The sequence below is a fragment of the Sphingomonas sp. SRS2 genome (assembly GCF_000971055.1).
In the GTDB taxonomy this organism is placed as follows: Bacteria; Pseudomonadota; Alphaproteobacteria; order Sphingomonadales; family Sphingomonadaceae; genus Rhizorhabdus.
Genome location: NZ_LARW01000093.1, coordinates 52,056 through 68,314, shown reverse-complemented (window position 1 = coordinate 68,314; position 16,259 = coordinate 52,056). Strand labels below are relative to the sequence as shown.

The 16,259-nt window shown below is 64.2% G+C and carries 17 protein-coding genes and 1 pseudogene; 10 read left to right on the top strand and 8 right to left on the bottom strand.

Annotated features, from left to right (window positions below):
- The 4 genes and pseudogenes from WP12_RS26475 to WP12_RS25860 form a co-directional block, all read left to right on the top strand.
- Positions 1-276 (top strand): annotated as a pseudogene (locus tag WP12_RS26475) (hypothetical protein); the annotation flags it as partial.
- A gap of 57 nt (positions 277-333) precedes the next feature.
- On the top strand, positions 334-1,269 hold the full coding sequence (locus WP12_RS13240) for an NAD(P)/FAD-dependent oxidoreductase (RefSeq protein ID WP_007015371.1): 936 nt from the start codon (positions 334-336) through the stop codon (positions 1,267-1,269).
- Positions 1,270-1,527: 258 nt separating this feature from the next.
- Positions 1,528-1,788, top strand: coding sequence for a TFIIB-type zinc ribbon-containing protein (locus WP12_RS13235; protein WP_039858453.1), 261 nt, complete (start codon positions 1,528-1,530; stop codon positions 1,786-1,788).
- 333 nt (positions 1,789-2,121) lie between these two features.
- The gene (locus WP12_RS25860) at positions 2,122-2,319 is read left to right on the top strand and encodes a hypothetical protein (protein ID WP_007015373.1); all 198 of its coding nucleotides are present in this window, start codon (positions 2,122-2,124) and stop codon (positions 2,317-2,319) included.
- A 139-nt stretch (positions 2,320-2,458) separates the two neighbouring features.
- Here WP12_RS25860 and WP12_RS13225 read toward each other — a convergent pair whose 3' ends face one another.
- From WP12_RS13225 to WP12_RS25855, 4 genes are read right to left on the bottom strand one after another with little or no spacing between them, the layout of a single operon-like run.
- Complete coding sequence (locus tag WP12_RS13225; protein ID WP_041565048.1) at positions 2,459-2,731, bottom strand: hypothetical protein; 273 nt, start codon at positions 2,729-2,731, stop codon at positions 2,459-2,461.
- Positions 2,728-5,250: a cbb3-type cytochrome c oxidase subunit I gene (locus tag WP12_RS13220; protein ID WP_007015374.1), complete on the bottom strand. Its 2,523-nt coding sequence runs from the start codon at positions 5,248-5,250 to the stop codon at positions 2,728-2,730. Before WP12_RS13220 ends, WP12_RS13225 begins: the two co-directional genes overlap by 4 nt.
- Positions 5,247-6,206, bottom strand: coding sequence for a cytochrome c oxidase subunit II (gene coxB, locus WP12_RS13215; protein WP_039858458.1), 960 nt, complete (start codon positions 6,204-6,206; stop codon positions 5,247-5,249). The genes WP12_RS13220 and coxB overlap by 4 nt, the downstream gene beginning before the upstream one ends.
- On the bottom strand, positions 6,196-6,522 hold the full coding sequence (locus WP12_RS25855; RefSeq protein WP_235399131.1) for a c-type cytochrome: 327 nt from the start codon (positions 6,520-6,522) through the stop codon (positions 6,196-6,198). Before WP12_RS25855 ends, coxB begins: the two co-directional genes overlap by 11 nt.
- Positions 6,523-6,597: 75 nt before the next feature.
- On the opposite strand from WP12_RS25855, the gene WP12_RS25850 reads away from it, so the two are divergent.
- Positions 6,598-7,233, top strand: a complete 636-nt coding sequence (locus WP12_RS25850; protein WP_081474081.1) for a c-type cytochrome — start codon at positions 6,598-6,600, stop codon at positions 7,231-7,233.
- Here WP12_RS25850 and WP12_RS13205 read toward each other — a convergent pair.
- Together WP12_RS13205 and WP12_RS13200 are read right to left on the bottom strand one after the other, a co-directional pair.
- Positions 7,130-7,798, bottom strand: a complete 669-nt coding sequence (locus WP12_RS13205; protein ID WP_007015379.1) for a cytochrome b — start codon at positions 7,796-7,798, stop codon at positions 7,130-7,132. The genes WP12_RS25850 and WP12_RS13205 overlap by 104 nt on opposite strands.
- Complete coding sequence (locus WP12_RS13200) at positions 7,795-8,508, bottom strand: cytochrome c oxidase assembly protein (protein ID WP_007015378.1); 714 nt, start codon at positions 8,506-8,508, stop codon at positions 7,795-7,797. The genes WP12_RS13205 and WP12_RS13200 overlap by 4 nt, the downstream gene beginning before the upstream one ends.
- 157 nt (positions 8,509-8,665) lie before the next feature.
- Between WP12_RS13200 and WP12_RS13195 the strand changes: the two genes are divergently transcribed.
- The 4 genes from WP12_RS13195 to WP12_RS13185 all read left to right on the top strand — a co-directional run bounded on the left by WP12_RS13195 (position 8,666) and on the right by WP12_RS13185 (position 12,519).
- Positions 8,666-9,271 carry a cation transporter gene (locus tag WP12_RS13195; protein WP_039858464.1) on the top strand — a complete coding sequence of 202 codons (606 nt, stop codon included), beginning with the start codon at positions 8,666-8,668 and terminating at the stop codon, positions 9,269-9,271.
- Positions 9,268-10,821, top strand: coding sequence for a pyruvate kinase (locus tag WP12_RS13190; protein WP_200894526.1), 1,554 nt, complete (start codon positions 9,268-9,270; stop codon positions 10,819-10,821). Before WP12_RS13195 ends, WP12_RS13190 begins: the two co-directional genes overlap by 4 nt.
- Before the next feature lie 80 nt (positions 10,822-10,901).
- On the top strand, positions 10,902-11,027 hold the full coding sequence (locus tag WP12_RS26230) for a hypothetical protein (protein WP_007015382.1): 126 nt from the start codon (positions 10,902-10,904) through the stop codon (positions 11,025-11,027).
- Positions 11,028-12,093: 1,066 nt separating this feature from the next.
- On the top strand, positions 12,094-12,519 hold the full coding sequence (locus WP12_RS13185; RefSeq protein ID WP_007015384.1) for a flagellar hook-basal body complex protein FliE: 426 nt from the start codon (positions 12,094-12,096) through the stop codon (positions 12,517-12,519).
- Between the two features lie 81 nt (positions 12,520-12,600).
- Here the strand turns inward: WP12_RS13185 and WP12_RS13180 are convergent, their stop codons facing one another.
- Entirely contained in the window at positions 12,601-13,203 is a 603-nt protein-coding gene (locus tag WP12_RS13180; protein WP_046194150.1) for a DedA family protein, read from the bottom strand.
- Positions 13,204-13,265: 62 nt separating this feature from the next.
- Positions 13,266-14,015: an HAD-IIB family hydrolase gene (locus WP12_RS13175; protein ID WP_007015386.1), complete on the bottom strand. Its 750-nt coding sequence runs from the start codon at positions 14,013-14,015 to the stop codon at positions 13,266-13,268.
- A gap of 410 nt (positions 14,016-14,425) precedes the next feature.
- Between WP12_RS13175 and WP12_RS13170 the strand changes: the two genes are divergently transcribed.
- Positions 14,426-15,727 carry an NRAMP family divalent metal transporter gene (locus tag WP12_RS13170; RefSeq protein ID WP_039858469.1) on the top strand — a complete coding sequence of 434 codons (1,302 nt, stop codon included), beginning with the start codon at positions 14,426-14,428 and terminating at the stop codon, positions 15,725-15,727.
- Positions 15,728-16,259: the final 532 nt, after the last annotated feature.

The window sequence follows — 16,259 nt, the reverse complement described above, 5'->3', positions numbered from 1 at the left end:
GTATACCAGCGCACCGCCCACAGGATCACATCACCCTGGAAATGGCGCCACTTGAAATCCGTCATCGTTCCGTCCGTCCAATCTCCGCCAAGCATGCTCAAGCTTCACGATTTTTGCAACAGAGCCCTTGAACAGTTTATCGAGATCATGGCGAACCTCGACCTGCCTTACCCCAAGCAGATCGATGTCGCCGTTCCGGCCAACCGCCTGTGCGGCGACTGCCGGGATGAGGACACCGCCGCCCGTGATCCATCTTGCCGTGCACTACAGGGTTGATCCGGTGGGCTCGGAAACCAAACGCCCGGGCCGCTCGAGAAGGAAGCCGCGGACAATATGACGCAAGATTGCTGCGACGCTCTGATTATCGGGGGCGGTCCGGCGGGGCTGACCGCCGCCATCTATCTCGCACGCTATCGCCGCCGGGTCGTCGTGGTGGATGAAGGCCATAGCCGCGCGAAGTGGATCCCGCTTTCGCACAATCATGCCGGTTTCCCGGACGGCATTGGCGGCGAGGATCTTCTCCTTCGCATGCGCGCCCAGGCCGAGCGCTATGGCGCGACGATCAGGGCCGGCCGCGTAGACGTGATCGAAGGGTCCGCGGATGCGTTCGCCGCTCGCGGTGAGGGGCTGAGCATTTCCGCGCGCCAGATCCTGATCGCGACGGGCGTGGAGAACCGGCGTCCGGAAATGAACGAGGACACCCATCGGGACGCCCTCGATCGGGGGCTTCTGCGCTATTGTCCTGTCTGCGACGGCTTCGAGGCAAGCCACCAGTCGATCGGGGTCATTGGCGCTGATACCCATGGTGTGGCGGAAGCCTTGTTCCTGCGAACCTTTTCGGATCGGATCACGCTGCTCGCGCATCAATCCACCGAGCTCGACGACAGCGACCGGGAAAGTCTGAGCCATGCGGGGATCGTGGTCGCGTCGAGCACGCTCGACCGGCTGGATTTCTCCGGCGATCAGGTGGTGGTGCATCTGATCGATGACACCGAATTGCGGTTCGACACGATCTATCCCGCGCTCGGCTCCGACACCAACAATGCGCTCGCCAGGCAACTTGATGTCGAACTGAGCGACGATCGCTGCATCGTCGTCGATACCAAGCAGCGCGCATCCATGGAAGGTGTGTATGCGGCTGGCGATATCGTGATGGCGCTCGATCAGATCAGCGTGGCCATGGGCCATGCAGCAGTCGCGGCCACGGCCATGCACAATGACTTGCGGAACAGGGACGGACAGACCCCCGCAGAGAAAGGCGATCATTGAAATGCATGCGGATCGCAGGTGGAGAGAAGCGCAGATGGGGTCGTGCGGGCCGCACGCAGCGATCCCTCCGACGCTCTTTCATGCTGGCGCAGAAGGCTCTGCCCGAATCTGCGATTCGTTCGAGAGGAAGCCTGCTATCTAGGCTATATGAGGATGCGCGAAATCGTGCTCGATCCCGTCAGGAAAGAAGGATTTGTCACAATGGAAAACCGTGCAGCGCCAGGTCTCCTTTGCCCTACCTGCCGGGTTGATCTGGTCATGAGCGAGCGTCAGGGCATCGAGATCGACTATTGCCCGCAATGTCGCGGGGTCTGGCTCGACCGGGGCGAACTCGACAAGATCATCGAGCGCAATATAAGCGATGCAGCAGCCCGCCCGACTGGCGACGCGTGGTCCGGCGGAGGGCGCGCGGGGGCGTTCGACGACCGTCGCGGCCACAGCGATCACGGAGGCAAGCACGGCTACGAGCGTGGCCATCGTGGTCGCCGCAAGAGCTTCCTGAGCGAATTGTTCGACTGAAAGTCCCGTGGGTCGGTGCGATCATTCCCGCGAAGCCACGCCCCCGTGAGGGACGATGCGTCGTCGAGGGGACGACTGAAGCGCCACTTTCCTGCGCGCGCCGGCCGCACCGCCTCTGATCCCGCGTTCGAACCTTATGGTCGGCGCGCTCGCCTGGAACGCTGGGCCTCGTTATTCGACCGCAACCCTTATCAGCTTGTCGGGCTCGTGCGGCCTTCATGGGCGTCAGGTCGTGAAGTCATCCCGATGGTATCGAGCCCGAGCGCGATCGATATCGCGTGGGCAGATCCCGTGTTTCGGGTCACCGGTCTGAGGGACCGATCCCGCGGCGCGATGACAGCCTTCTTCGGCCTTTCGGACGCGCAGTTCGACCGGATCGCCTCGGGCTCGGGGCGCGTTCCGCTTCGCCCGGCGTGGCAGATGGCGGCGCGAATCCGGAATGTCGCCGACCCGCGCCTGGAAAGGCTGCTCCTGATCGGCATCCTGGCCATCATCGCCATGGTCATCGGCACCGTGCAATGGCTTGGATAGTGACGGGGTCAAGGGCCGGTCGATGGCGGCGATACTCTATACGCTAATCTCGCTTGCGGCGGTTCTCGCAGATATCGCGGGATAAAATGCGAGGGGGCAGAACGCATCGGCGTTTGACGGGTTTTCTCGTCCGCGAGCGTCAGGCCAGCATGACGGGCAAGCCCTGCCAAAGCACGGCGAGGAGGCTCAAGACAGCGCCCGCCATGCCAACCGACCGCCGCCACTGCGCGAATGCTTCCGAGCATGCCATCGCGCGAAGCCAGCGCAGCAGCCATAGATCGGCGATGATGCAGAGAATTGTCAGCGCGATAACGAGCGTTGCCGACGGCGCGAACTCCGCGATCAGATAGAGGCCGAAGAAATGGACGGTCCAGACGATGAAGCCGCCGAGTAGAATCAGCCAGCTTTTCACGCGCCGACCGCGCGGGTGAAAATCGTACCCACCAGCCCCTGCGCGCCGCAATAGCCGATGAACAGGCAGGCGAGGTCGAGCGTGCTGTTGCGCGTCGGCGTGATGAGCCCGCGCAGCGCTCGCCAGCCGAGATAGGCGGCGAACAGGATGCCGATCGCGGCCACGGTGCCCTGCAGTGATAGGATGGCGAACACCGCCGCCCCCTGGCCGCTGGCGTCGGGGGCCAGCACGGCGCTCCACATGCGGATATCGAGCCAGGTGAGCAGCGGCGCCGCCAAACCCGCGAGCAGCACGGGGGCGACCGCCCAATTATTGCCTATGCGGTGCAGCCACCGAGACGACACGGCGGCGGCCACGACGAGTCCGTAGCCCAGCGCTATGGGCGCACCTTCGCCAAGCAATGCCGGCGGCGTCCAGAAGGTGGGTTGGTTGCTCCACAGGAAGGCAAGCCCGAACATCGCCATGGCCGAGATCATGGCCATGACGATCATCAGGATGACCATCGCCCACCAGCCATGGCTGCGCGGGCCGGTCATGTAGGTCGGCACCATGATGCCGGCGCCGATGTCGACCTCGTCCTGCGCGATCGGCCGGTCGGTCTCCGACAGCCAGCGCAGCATGGCCATGACGGTGATGACGCCGCTGGCGAGGCCGAACATATAGGCCTGCACCGTCAACGCGAGGAAGAAGAAGGCGGTGAAAATCGCCGCGACGAGCGGCCAGACCGATGGGCCGGGCATGATCTGGACATATTGCGGTTCGGCCAGCAGCGGGCTGGTGACGATCGTTTCGCGCAGACCGGTGGCCGAGCGCGGCAGGAAATAGCGGCCCTGCTCGACATTGTCGGAAATCTTGGGGTCGTCCCACAGGGGCTCGCGGCTCTTCACCACCGGGATCGAGCGCGTCGAATAGAGTTCGGTCGGCAGCCATTCGAGCGAGCCCGCGCCATAGACATTGCCGGCATTGCCGCCGCCCGGCGCCATGCGGAAATTGCGCGCGAGATCGATCAGGAACAGCAGGACGCCGAAGGCGAACAGGAACGCCCCGACCGTCGAGATGAGGTTCAGCATGTCCCAGCCGCTGCCCGGCAGATAGGTGTAGACGCGGCGCGGCATGCCCATCAGGCCGGCGAGGTGCATCGGCATGAAGGCGACGTTCATGCCGGTGAACATCAGGCCGAACACCCATTTCGCCAGCCGCTCGCTCATCGCGCGGCTACTGACCATCGGGATCCAGTAATACATCGCGGCGAACAGCGGGAACACCATGCCGCCGATCAGCACATAGTGGAGGTGCGCGACGATGAAATAGGTGTCGTGCGCCTGCCAGTCGAACGGCACCAGCGCGACCATCACGCCGGTCAGCCCGCCGGTCACGAAGATGACGATGCTGCCGAGCACGAACAGCCCCGGCGCGTTGAAGCGCGGCCTGCCGATCGCCAGCGTCGCGATCCACGAGAAGACCTGGATGCCGGCGGGCAGGCTGACCGCCATCGAGGCGGCGGAGAAGAAGCCCGTCGTCATCGGCGGCAGGCCGACGGTGAACATGTGATGCGCCCAGACGCCGAAGCTGATGAAGCCGGTGGCGATCATGGCCAGCACGATCAGGCGGTAGCCGACCAGTTCCGCCTTCGCGACGGTGGGCACGATCATGCTCATCATGCCGGCGGCGGGCAGGAAGATGATGTAGACCTCGGGATGGCCGAAGAACCAGAACAGATGCTGCCATAGCACCGGATCGCCGCCGCGCGCCGCGTCGAAGAAGGGCCAGTTGAAGGCACGCTCGATCTCCAGCAGCAGCGTCGCCAGGATTACGCTGGGAAAGGCGATGATGATCATCACCGCGAAGACCAGCATGGCCCAGGCGAAGATCGGCATCTTGTCGAGGCTCATGCCCGGCGCGCGGGTGCGCAGGACGCCGACGATGATCTCGATCGCGCCGGCGATTGCGCTGATCTCGATGAAACCGATGCCGAGCAGCCAGAAGTCGGCGTTGATGCCGGGCGAATAGGCCTTGGACGTATAGGGCGGGTACATGAACCAGCCGCCGTCGGGGGCAAGGCCGACGAACAGCGAGGCGAAGAAGGCGAGCCCGCCCACCGCATAGGCCCAGAAGGCATAGGCCGAGAGGCGCGGGAACGGCAGGTCGCGCGCGGCCAGCATCTGCGGCAGCAGCAGCACGCCCGCCGCCTCGACCATCGGCACGGCGAAGAGAAACATCATCACCGTGCCGTGCATGGTGAAGACCTGATTGTAGGTCGCCTGTGGCAGCACCTCCATCAGCGGCGCGGCGAGCTGGACCCGCATCAGCAGCGCCAGCACGCCCGCCAGCAGGAAGAACAGGAAGGCGGTGCCGAGATAGAAGATGCCGACATAATTGTTGTTGACGACGGTCAGATATTCCCAGCCGTGCGGCGCGCACCAAATACGGCGCAGTTCCTCCTCTTCCTCGGCCGGGCGTTCCTCCTGCGTCGGGAACCGCTGGTAGAGATCGGGATCGAACCCGGTCTCCGACCTCATTTGAGGCTTTCCATATATGCGGCCAGCGCGTTGAGATCGTCGGGGCTGAACTGCTTGTAGTTGGGCATGCGGTTGCCCGGCTTGATCGTCTGGCTGTCGGCGATCCAACCGGCCAGCGTGCCGCGATTATTGGGCAGGATGCCCGCGCCCAGCGATCGCCGTGCGCCGACATGGGTCAGGTCGGGACCGGCCGTGCCGTTGGCGGGCGTGCCGCGAATGGCGTGGCAGCCAGCACAGCCGCTGGCGAGGAACAGTTCGGGCCCGCGCCCTGAGACCGGCGGCGGAGGCGCCAGACGTTCGGCGCGCCAGCGGGCGAAGCTTTCCGGCGTATGCGCGACGACGACGAAGCCCATCAGCGCATGGGCGCCGCCGCAATATTCTGCGCATTGCCCGCCATAGGTGCCCGGCTGCTCGGCGCGGATGCGCAGCAGGTTGCGGCGGCCGGGGATCATGTCCATCTTGCCGGCAAGCCTCGGCACCCAGAAGCTGTGAAGGACGTCCGCCGATTCCAGTTCCAGCAGGACCGGTTGCCCGACGGGCACATGCAGTTCGTTGGCATCGCGGATCACGGTCTCGCCGCGTTCGCCGAGGTAGGTCACGCGCCACCACCACATTTCGCCCGTAACCCTGACGCGCATCTCGCCCGCTCGTGCTGCCGTCGCCTGCAGGCTGCCGGTCAGCCACAGGCCCCAGACCAGCAGGGCCGTCAGCACGACGCCGGGAAAGACCACGCCGCCGATCCAGATCGTCCGGTCGCCGCCCAGCCGCTTTCTCAACGCCGGCTTGCCCCAGAGCGCCACCGCGAGTGCGGCGAGGACGATCAGCAGTACGGCCGTGCCGCCGAGCAGCAGCGCCCAGGCCAGCCGCGTGATGGGCTCGGCGTATGGGCCGGCCGGATCGAGCACCGCTGGCGGCCAGCCGCCGAGCGCCGCCTTCAAGGTGGCGCTATTGCTCATGCAGGAACGCCGCGATGTCGTCGGCCTGCGCTGCGGTCATGGTGACCGTCGGCATGGCAGTGCCGGAAGAATTGCGCAGGAAAGCAGCCAAATTATCAGGGCGGTTGGGGTAGCGGCCCGCGATCATGCCGCGCTGTGCGAACCTTTCGAGCGAAGGACCGGTCGTTCCCTGCGGCCAGATGCCCGACATGGCGTGACATGCCCCGCAGCCGAGGCGTTCCGCCGCCGTCTTGCCGCGCGCGGCTGCTTCGCCGCCCGTGGCATTGGGCGCGATCTCGGGCTTGTCGCAAGCGGCGAGCAGCAGGACTGCGGTCAAGAGAATGCGTGCCCCCAAAAGAGATCTTCCTTCCCCGATGGGGAACCGACCGCCATCCACTCGGTTCCCCGTGCGATGACGCGATATTTTCTGTGCCTCGGCCTGCTGGCTCCGCTGCTTCTGACGGCATGCAACGAGATGGGCGGCAACCCGGCGTTTCGTGCGACCGGCGAAGTGATCGCGTTCAGCGGCGGCAACGGTGGCCCTACGAGCGCCTGCGCGACCTGCCACGGCTTGAAAGGCGAAGGGGACGGACGCCTGACCCCGCGTCTTGCCCGCCTCGACGCCGGTTATCTCGTCCGCCAGCTGGACGATTATGCCACTGGTCGGCGCAAGCACGTGGCGATGCGTGCGATCGCCCGGCGACTGGACAGCGAGGACCGGGTCAAGGTCTCGGCCTATTATGCCGCGCTGCCGCCCCCGGCATCCGCGTGGCGATCGACGCCGGTTTACGCCAGCAAATGCGCCAGTTGTCATGGTCCGAACGGTGAAGGCGTTGGCCCCGGCAACCCGCCGCTTGCCGGGCAATCGCCGGCCTACGTCGCGGCGCAGATCGAGGCATGGCGATCGGGTCAGCGGCGGGATCCCACGGGCACGATGCTGGCCATCAGCCGCGCACTGGCGCCGGACGAGCTTGCGATCCTGGCAGGCCATGGCGCGGCTCCGCTTCTGCCGGCTCGTCCTCCTTCAACTCCGGCAGCATCCCGATGAGCACATCATGCCGGTTCCAGAAATGATGCTTGAGCGCCGCCCCGACATGCATGGGGATCAGCGCGAGCAGAAGCAGGATTAGCAGAGTGTGGATGCCGTCTGCCCAACCCAGGATGGTCCATTGCGCCGCCACCGGAATATCGTGGAACGGCAATTGCGGCCACGCGGCGCCGAGCAGGTCGAGCTTCGGCCCGTCGCCCAGCGCCGACCACATCGCCCAGCCAGACAGCGGCAGGCCGAAGAAGCAGATGTAAAAGAGCGCATGGGTGACGTAGGCGAGCTTGGTTTGCCAACCCAGTCCATCCGCGTCGTTGATTGGTCCCGGCACGATCGTGCGCCACACGAAGCGCAGCGTCGCCAGCACCAGCATGCCCAGGCCCAGTTCGGAATGCAGCTTGTAGGCGTCCAGCTTGTCGCCGCCCACCGGCATGCGGCTCATATACCAGCCCCAGTAGAGCTGAAAGGAGATGAGGGCCGCCATGATCCAGTGGAAGGCGACGCCGACCGGGGAGTAGCGCCGATCGGCGGTATGCCGCGCCGCCCATTCGCGGATCGCTTCGATCATGCGATCGCTATCCGCTGCCGCTCGGCGAGCCAATTGCCTGCCAGCCTGAGCGCGGCGACGAGATAAATCGCTCCACCCACGATCCACATCAGCAGGCCGGCAAGCTGCTGGTCCTCCACCGGGCTGAGGCCCCAGGGCTGCGTCGTGATCCAGTGCCAGGCGTACAGCGGCGTGGACGCGAAGGTGAGCAGAGCGCCGAGTAAGCCCATCTGAACCATCGTCGCCAGCAGGACCGCGACGCCGGTGGGGGCGGTTGCGGCCAGCACGCTGCGCCAGAGCCCGATCGCCGAGACGAGCAGGGTCAGTTCCATAAGCCAGTAGGCGCCGTCGCTGGCAAGCGCGAAGGCATAGGCCGCCGGCGCGTGCCACGCCCAGAAGATCAGGGCATGGGCACAGGCCCATGCCGCCGGCCTGCCCCGAACGGCTGGCCATGCGATCGCCAGCAGAGGCGCCGCGACGGCCGTCAGCAGGATATGATGCGCCGCGCGTGCCGAGAACAGCGCCGAACTCAACGCACAGAACGGCGATACGAACAGCAGAAGGAGAATGGCACAGCCTGCGGCGAGCGGAAGAGGCCGCGCTCGGACTGCGCGGCCGATCAAGAAGAGACCGATCACCAGCCCTATCGCCAGCGGATCCGGATTCCAGCGCGTCCAGATCTCGACGGGAAGGGGCGCGGAGCCGCAATAGGGAATCGGTGGAAGCCGCATGACGCTGCAACCATAGGCGCCTTCGGAGGTTCCCGTCACGAGTGGCTGTGGTCAAGCTTGCTGGAACGTGGCACGGAGGAACCGCAGGGCGTGCCGGCCGTATCACCCAGGGCGTGACGTCTCGCGCATGACCGACAAGCGATCCGAAAGGCGCCGCATGAACGACAGAGCGCCGGAAGGGCCAGACGAGAGACGGACGCTGTGGATCGTCCTGGTGCTCAACCTCGCGATCGCGATCGCGTTCCTGATCGCGGGCATTAGCGGAGATTCCAGCGCGCTTCTCGCCAACGGGCTCGACAACCTGTCGGACGCGGCGGTCTATGCCTTGAGCCTGATCGCTCTCAGCCGGGGGGCGAAGTGGAAGACGCGGGCGGCGGCCGTTTCGGGCTTCATGCTCCTGATCTTCGCCGGCGGTATCCTGCTCGACGTCGGTCGCCGCTATCTACAGGGCAGCGAGCCAATCGGCGTCACGATGATGACCATGTCGGCGATTGCGGCGGTGGTCAACTTCGTCTGCCTCAAACTGCTGCAACGGCTGCGAGAACCAGACGTCAACCTGCGCGCGGCGACCACTTTCAGCTTCAACGACTTCATCTCGAACGGCGGGATCCTTGTCGCCGGTGCTCTGGTCTGGTGGCTGGGATCCAACTGGCCCGACCTCCTGGTCGGTTTTCTCACCGCGGTGATCGCGATCAAGGGCGGCATCGAGATTTTGCGCGATGCGCGGTGCGAAGCCCGCGAAGCAAAAAGGGCCAGCGCATGAAAAACGCCAGGCATGCCTCGGCGGGCGATCCGCGCCGCCATCGGCATCTGGGACCGAAAGTGCGTCAGTCCCCGCAGCCGGACAAGGCGATCACCGAACCGGCCGCGCTGCTCGACAGCCTCGATGCGCTGACCACCGAGGTACGGCGGGAAGGCGCCGCGAAGTTGGGGCAATGGGATATTGGCGAAGCCCATGGGTTTGCCTCCTGCGCCGCCAACCTGGCGGACTATCTCGCCCTACGCGGACACGATCTGCGGCCGCTCCAGCGCGGGCTGACGATGCTCGGCCTGTCCTCGTTGGGGCGATCGGAGGGGCACGTCCTCCCCGCGCTTCAGGCGACCCGCGCGGCGCTTGCGGCGATTGTCGGCAGGCAACCGGACGAGCGGCCGCCATCGGAAGCATTCTTCGCCGGCGAGCGCTGCCTGACCGAGCGGCGGCAGGCCCTGTTCGGTGCGACCGGCGATCTGCGCGCGACCGCAATCATGGTGACCTGTCCAAGCGAAGCCGCGGAAGACCCTGCGTTCATGCGAGACCTCGCCGACCGCAGGATCGAAGCACTGCGCATCAACTGCGCGCATGACGGTCCGCGCAGATGGTTGCGGATGATCGAACACGCCCGTTCAGCCGAGCAAGAGACCGGCCACAGGATGCGCATCTTCATGGATCTCGCCGGTCCGAAGATCCGCACCGGCGACATGGAAGGCGGCAGGAGGCGTCTGCACGTGGGCGACCGCCTGAGGATCGTCGAACCCGGTACGCTGGGTGCCCACAACACGGATGAGGCGGTTACGGCAGTCGAATGCACGCTCGGCGAAGCGGTGCGCAGTAGCCGGACCGGCGACCATGTTTTCTATAACGACGGCAAGCTCGGCGGCGTGATCGAGGAAGCGGGCGACGACGGACTGCTGGTGCTTATCGAACAGGCTCCGGAGAAGGGCGTCAGGCTAAAACCCGAAAAGGGCCTCAACTTCCCCGACGCCGATCTCGGCATCGCCGCGCTCACGAAAAAGGACCGCCGCGACCTGAAGTTCATTGCCGCCCATGCCGACGGCGTCCAATACTCGTTCGTCCAGTCCGCCGCCGACGTGATGCAGCTGCAGGAGGCGTTGGCGGAACTGCGCGACGACTGGCAGGAACTCGCGATTGTGCTCAAAGTGGAGACCATCCGGGCGATCGACAATCTGCCGGAGATCATGGTTCACGCCGCCAGCCGGCAGCCTACCGCCGTGATGATCGCGCGGGGCGACCTTGCCGTTGAGATCGGCTTTGCCCGCATGGCCGAAATGCAGGAGGAGATCCTTTGGCTGGCCGAGGCTGCTCACGTGCCGGTGATCTGGGCGACGCAGGTCCTGGAGAACCTGGTCAAGAAGGGCCGGCCTTCTCGTGGCGAAATGACCGACGCGGCGATGGCCGCGCGCGCCGAATGCGTGATGCTGAACAAGGGCCCACATATCCTCGAGGCGATCGAGGTTCTCGACACCCTGCTCGGCCGCATGGGCGAGCACCAGCACAAGAAGACACCGCAACTGCGTGCTCTGAAAAGCTGGTAGCCTTCGACACACATTAGCCCAATGAGGTATCTGGAACTGTCAGGCGCTCTCGCCGGTTCTGGGGATGCAAGGAGATAGCCATGGCCAGCACCCCACCCGATCCGCATCCCGACTCTCCACCCCGCGGCCCCGACCAGACCCCGGAACAGCTTCCGCAGCCGGATGACGATGGCCGGGAAAGCGTCGAAGACCTGCCGGAAGAGTAGTGCTTTACGATCATTGCACCGCAGCTAAGCTCCGGGTCCTTGTCAGTGGTGGCCTGAGCCGTGTCCGGAATTATGATGGCCACCGCTCATGCGGTGATGGCCGCGTGATCCATGGCCGATCGAACGGTGCCCCAAGCCAACGAACGCCGATCCGTAGCCGAAGGTGCCAAAATAGGGTTGGCCGTAATAACCGGCAGGGTAATAGCCGCGCGAGGCTACCGCCGGAGAGAGGACAAGCAGGCAGGTCGGCGCCGCCGTCACACCTCCTTCAGTCGGGGTCGCGGGAGGCGACGGCGATCTGGTAACGGGCGCAATCGGCTCCGCGGCTATCGAACCCGGGGTCGTGCAGGGCACGCGGTAATAGACGTACCCTGGTCCGCGCGGCGTGGTGGCGCATCCGCTCAAAGCAAGTACGGCCAGCAAACCAACTCCCGCAAGCCTCGATCTCGTGAACAACATTGTTCTTCCTTCTGGCGTGCCTCCCCGAAGGCCGCATGTTCACGATACACCACAGAGCCTCCTTCGCATAGCAAACTGCGCAGCGTGCTGGCTTTACGGGGCGTCAGCGTCATTCACCGCCAATTCAACCAAAGGATGCCACGCTGCTCGCCCACGGTTGACTAAAGTCAGGAGGTTGTCGTGAACAGGCGTGCTTTGTCGCTTTTGGCCGGATCGGCAGCGGCTCTCTTTCTGGCCGCGCCGGCACTTGCCGGACAGCATGGCGGCGGCGTGAATTGGACCGGGTCACATGGCGGCGTCAACTGGGACGGAGGCCACCCCTACTCGGGCGTCGACTACAAGGGCAATTCCACCCCCACTACGACCGAACGCTACCCGCGTCGGGCGCCCTATCTCACCCCCCGTGCTGATCCGGCAAAGCCCACACCTACCGACCGAGAGGCCCGCAACGGCTCTAAAAAACGTTCAGGCTCACCATACGGTACTCGGTAGACTTTCGCCGACTATCGCTCCTTTGAAAGCCCGTTCCGAGATAGGCAATGGGCAGTCCTTCACTGCTTGTTAACCTTAATGAAGGACAATTTTCTCGCCTCAAGGAGCAGGACGAATGAGCGACATCGGCAGCATCATGGCCGCGCGCAACGCGATCATCCAGGGCAATGCCGCCCTGCGTGCCGCGGTGCAGCGTTCACCGGTCGATGCCCAACGAGGCGCACAATTCGCTACGGCATTGGTGAATGCCCAAAACGCTCCTTCTACCCTTCGTGCAACGAGCACAGGCGGGACTCCTCCCCCCGAAACCGCGGGTCCCGTGCCCGGTTTCGCCTCGACGCTTTCAAGCCTGCTGGCCCGGGTCAATACCGGACTGGACGCCGAGGACACCGCGGCGGAAGCCTATGAGCGCGGAGAAACAACCGACATCGCAAGCGTCATGCTCACTCAGCAGCAGGCGTCCATTCAGTTCGAAGCGACTCTGCAGGTACGCAACAAACTGCTCACAGCCTATAAGGACATAATGAACATGTCGATTTGAGGCGCTATGGCTTCACTGCTTAGCGCTCACCGGTGAGACACCGGCCTGCTCACACCCAATGCCTGATTACGCCGGTCCGACTTAGCGATGCTTCCGACCGAAGGTCGCAACGCGCCAAAGATACCAGATTCCTGCCAACGCCAGCACGGCATTGCTGACCGGCTCGACAATCGTGGCGATCTGGCCGTAGCGCTCGCCCAACTCATAGCCTGCGATGGCCAGCATGGCAGTCCACGCCGCCGATCCGATGGTGGTCCAGGCCAAAAATGGCCCCAGCGCCATGCCGGTGACACCAGCCGGCACCGAAATCAGCGTGCGGATGCCCGGCAACAGCCTGCCGAACAGCACCGCCCAGCGACCATAGCGATCGAACCATTTGTCCACCCGATCGATTTCTTCGGGTGTCAACGTCAGCCAGCGGCCATGATCCGCGGCAAACCGCTTGAGCCGCTCGATCCCGATCCAGCGCCCCACATAATACCAGAGGGTGGCACCAGCGACCGACCCCAGCGTGCCGGCCATGATCACGACCGGCAGCGAGCCGCGCCCCTGCGCTGCCGTATAGCCGGCCAGCGGCAGGATGACCTCGGACGGGACAGGCGGGAAAAGAATCTCCCCAAACATGAGCAGAAATACGCCAAGGCCGCCCAGGTTGGAGATCAGCGCGACGATCGCGTCATACATTCTGCTTTCTCCAAGCGAGCGTTGCCGTGACGGTTACTTTCATCAACAATCCCTCCGCGCGATCATCGTTTCAGGCAAGCGACGATCGCGGTGATCACCGAAACCGTCTCCGCGACGTCACGAACCCTTACGGTGTCGAGACCAATCTCGGCCGCCGGATAGTCGTTGCCGCCCGGATAGATCGCATCGCCCAGAAACAGCATTTCATCCAGCCCGACGCCGCTTTCCGCGCTCAACCGCTTGAGACCGTAGCCCTTGTCTACGCCTGCGCGCGTGACGTCGATCGACGTGGTGCCGCCGAGGTTGATCGAAAGACCGGGTAGTGCTTCGCGGAGAACGGCCTGAAGCGCCGTCCGCTTGGTGCGATCCGGATCCCATGCCTCCTTGGCTTCGAGCGGCGCTTGCTGCCCGAGCCCCGAAAAGGTGAACTGGCTGCCGCGGTCTTCGAGCCGGTCTCCCCAGATGCGTTCATCGGTCAGATCCGCCTCCGCCAGCGCCCGGTCGAAAGCTGCGCGGATCTTTGCCTTCTCCTCCTTTTCGAACAGGTCCGCATAGACCGTTTGCCACGCGCTCCCGTCGAACCGATAGAGTTTGGTGCCGGTGGTCGGCATCAGCCAGAGCCGCTCTCGCTTAGCGTCGGCCGGCAGGCGCAATGCGACTTGCTTGTCGAACTGCGGCCAGTCACCGCCCGAGATCACCGCCACATCCGCAACCTCCAGAAGGCTCGATAGCGCGGCGCCCATCTCTTGGGACAAAGGCTGTTTGCTTTCCGCCAGCGTGCCGTCCAGATCGAACGCAATCAGTCGCTTCATGCCACATCCTTCCTCTGTCTAGCCGCGCGCTCATCTCCCGTCGACCGGGTTGGTTAGCCGCTTCGCGCGCGCCCAAAGTTGGTGGAATGCACCAGACCGTCCAAGGTGCCACCATTGCGGCGGCCCGTTCGCGGTTTATTCGGGGCTCTCTGCGCTCAGTTAGCAGTTATTCGACGTATGCAATTCCATTCGACATATCGACAAAGCCGTACATGGCGCAGCGGGCGCTGATCCTATGCAGCACTGCAACACCAATGCGGTCGCGCACGGCGGGAAGAATGCCGTGGACGCAATGGGCGAAATGAAGCAACCCACGCAGTAGTTTTAGTGATTCCTTGAGTTTCCACTGGCTTGATCGAGCACGACGGTGGCGATTTTCGACCTAGCTCGGAAAGATTGAGTCGGTCCAGATGCACGCCCTCCAGCGGTCACGCCCAAAACCCCTGCAGAAGTTCCATCGCCGCTTGCGATCGGTAGCGCTGTTTGAACAGCTCGGCCCCGGGCTCGTCACCGGAGCGGCCGACGACGACCCGAGCGGGATCGCCACCTACTCGCAGGTCGGCGCTCGCTTCGGCTTCCAGCTCCTCTGGGTCATGGTGCTCGTCTATCCGCTGATGACCGCGATCCAGCTCATCAGCGCCCATATCGGTCGTGTCACCGGTTGCGGTCTTGCCAAGAATATGAGCAACGCCTTGCCCAAATGGCTTGTCGCGGGCCTCGTGGCACTGCTGTTAATCGCCAACACGATCAATATCGGCGCCGACCTCGCCGCTATGGGTCAGGCGGCGGGGCTCATCGTCGGCTTCGATGGCAAAATTCTGACCGTTGGCCTGGCACTGGTTTCACTGACCTTGCAGCTGTTCGTCCCTTACAAGCGCTATGCTGCCTTGCTAAAATGGGTGACCCTGAGCCTGCTTGCCTATGTTGCCGTCCTCTTCCTGGTAAAGATCGATTGGTCCGCCGTGTTGGTAGGCCTCGTCTGGCCCAAGGTGGCCGGCGTCGGTGCCTGGACGATGATCGTCGCCGTCCTCGGGACCACGATCAGTCCCTATCTGTTCTTCTGGCAGTCCGCGCAAGAGGTCGAGCAAGTCTCCCAGGACCCTGATGCAAAACCTTTGAAAGAGGCGCCCGGCCAGGCGCGGCGCGAGTTTCAGCGCATCCGCATCGACACCTTCGCCGGCATGGCGATTTCGGTTGTGGTGGCCCTCGCGATCATGATCGGCACGGCGGCGACCTTGAATGCCGCCGGTCAGACATCGATCCAGACCGCGACCGATGCCGCAAAGGCACTCGAGCCGGTCGCGGGCAAGTTCGCCCTGGCGCTCTTCGCCCTCGGCATCATCGGCACCGGCATGCTGGCGGTTCCGGTGTTGGCGGGATCGGCCGCCTATGCCGTAGGTGAGAGCCGCGGCTGGAAATGCGGCCTCGAAGAAAAGCCCTGGCATGCGGTGGGCTTCTACACCATCATCGGCCTTGCGACACTGGTAGGGCTCGCGATCAGCTGGTCACCGATCGATCCGATGCATGCGCTTATCTACAGCGCGGTCATCAACGGCTTTGTCGCCGTCCCGATCATGGCGACGATGATGACCATCGCCCATCGCCGATCGGTGCTTGGCAATTTCACAGCCTCGCGTCCACTTCTGGTGCTTGGCTGCCTCGCAACGATTGTCATGGCCGGCGCGGCGCTCGCGTCCGTGCTCCTGCCGTAGCGCCCGCAAACACCTGCCGTGTTATAACTTGAAGATTGAGGATCAAGCCTCATGAAGGAAAAGAGGAGATCGCAGGCCCGCCGCGCCGCATTCCGACGCCGCTCGATCATCGTCACGGTGTTGGGACTGGCAGCCGCTGGCACGATCATGGTCCTGGGTTCTCTGGGCCTGTATCCGCGCGCCTGTTTGATCGCGAGTTCGCTACTGTCGCTGTTCACCCTTTTCTATGCCATTTCACCTTCCGTTCGATCCGGGCAGACAACGCCCGGCTCCAAAGGGAAATCACGATCGCAAAGCTACGCCTGTCGGCCAACCTGCCACCACCGGTCCGGCCGGCGCGGCCTAAAGGTGCCGGTGGCGGGGACAATGAAGAGGTGTGATCGCCGACCGCTCTCTCAAACGCTACACCCAGCGTTGTCGGCGCAGACGCAGACAGATCGCCGCGCAGAGGCTGCCCATGGCGAGAAGAAAAATGCCTTAGCCGAACCTGGCCGTCACACCTACAATGCCGGGAAAATTCACACTGGAAAGC

Excerpts from the sequence above, each read along its gene's own strand:
- coxB (WP_039858458.1), bottom strand. The coding sequence starts at position 6,206 with ATGAGCAATAGCGCCACCTTGAAGGCGGCGCTCGGCGGCTGGCCGCCA.
- WP12_RS13200 (WP_007015378.1), bottom strand. The coding sequence starts at position 8,508 with ATGCGGCTTCCACCGATTCCCTATTGCGGCTCCGCGCCCCTTCCCGTC.
- WP12_RS13180 (WP_046194150.1), bottom strand. The coding sequence starts at position 13,203 with ATGTATGACGCGATCGTCGCGCTGATCTCCAACCTGGGCGGCCTTGGC.
- WP12_RS13175 (WP_007015386.1), bottom strand. The coding sequence starts at position 14,015 with ATGAAGCGACTGATTGCGTTCGATCTGGACGGCACGCTGGCGGAAAGC.
- WP12_RS13195 (WP_039858464.1), top strand. The coding sequence starts at position 8,666 with ATGAACGACAGAGCGCCGGAAGGGCCAGACGAGAGACGGACGCTGTGG.
- WP12_RS13240 (WP_007015371.1), top strand. The coding sequence starts at position 334 with ATGACGCAAGATTGCTGCGACGCTCTGATTATCGGGGGCGGTCCGGCG.
- WP12_RS13170 (WP_039858469.1), top strand. The coding sequence starts at position 14,426 with ATGCACGCCCTCCAGCGGTCACGCCCAAAACCCCTGCAGAAGTTCCAT.
- WP12_RS13205 (WP_007015379.1), bottom strand. The coding sequence starts at position 7,798 with ATGATCGAAGCGATCCGCGAATGGGCGGCGCGGCATACCGCCGATCGG.
- WP12_RS25850 (WP_081474081.1), top strand. The coding sequence starts at position 6,598 with ATGACGCGATATTTTCTGTGCCTCGGCCTGCTGGCTCCGCTGCTTCTG.
- WP12_RS13190 (WP_200894526.1), top strand. The coding sequence starts at position 9,268 with ATGAAAAACGCCAGGCATGCCTCGGCGGGCGATCCGCGCCGCCATCGG.
- WP12_RS13235 (WP_039858453.1), top strand. The coding sequence starts at position 1,528 with ATGAGCGAGCGTCAGGGCATCGAGATCGACTATTGCCCGCAATGTCGC.
- WP12_RS13220 (WP_007015374.1), bottom strand. The coding sequence starts at position 5,250 with ATGAGGTCGGAGACCGGGTTCGATCCCGATCTCTACCAGCGGTTCCCG.
- WP12_RS25860 (WP_007015373.1), top strand. The coding sequence starts at position 2,122 with ATGACAGCCTTCTTCGGCCTTTCGGACGCGCAGTTCGACCGGATCGCC.
- WP12_RS26230 (WP_007015382.1), top strand. The coding sequence starts at position 10,902 with ATGGCCAGCACCCCACCCGATCCGCATCCCGACTCTCCACCCCGCGGC.
- WP12_RS13185 (WP_007015384.1), top strand. The coding sequence starts at position 12,094 with ATGAGCGACATCGGCAGCATCATGGCCGCGCGCAACGCGATCATCCAG.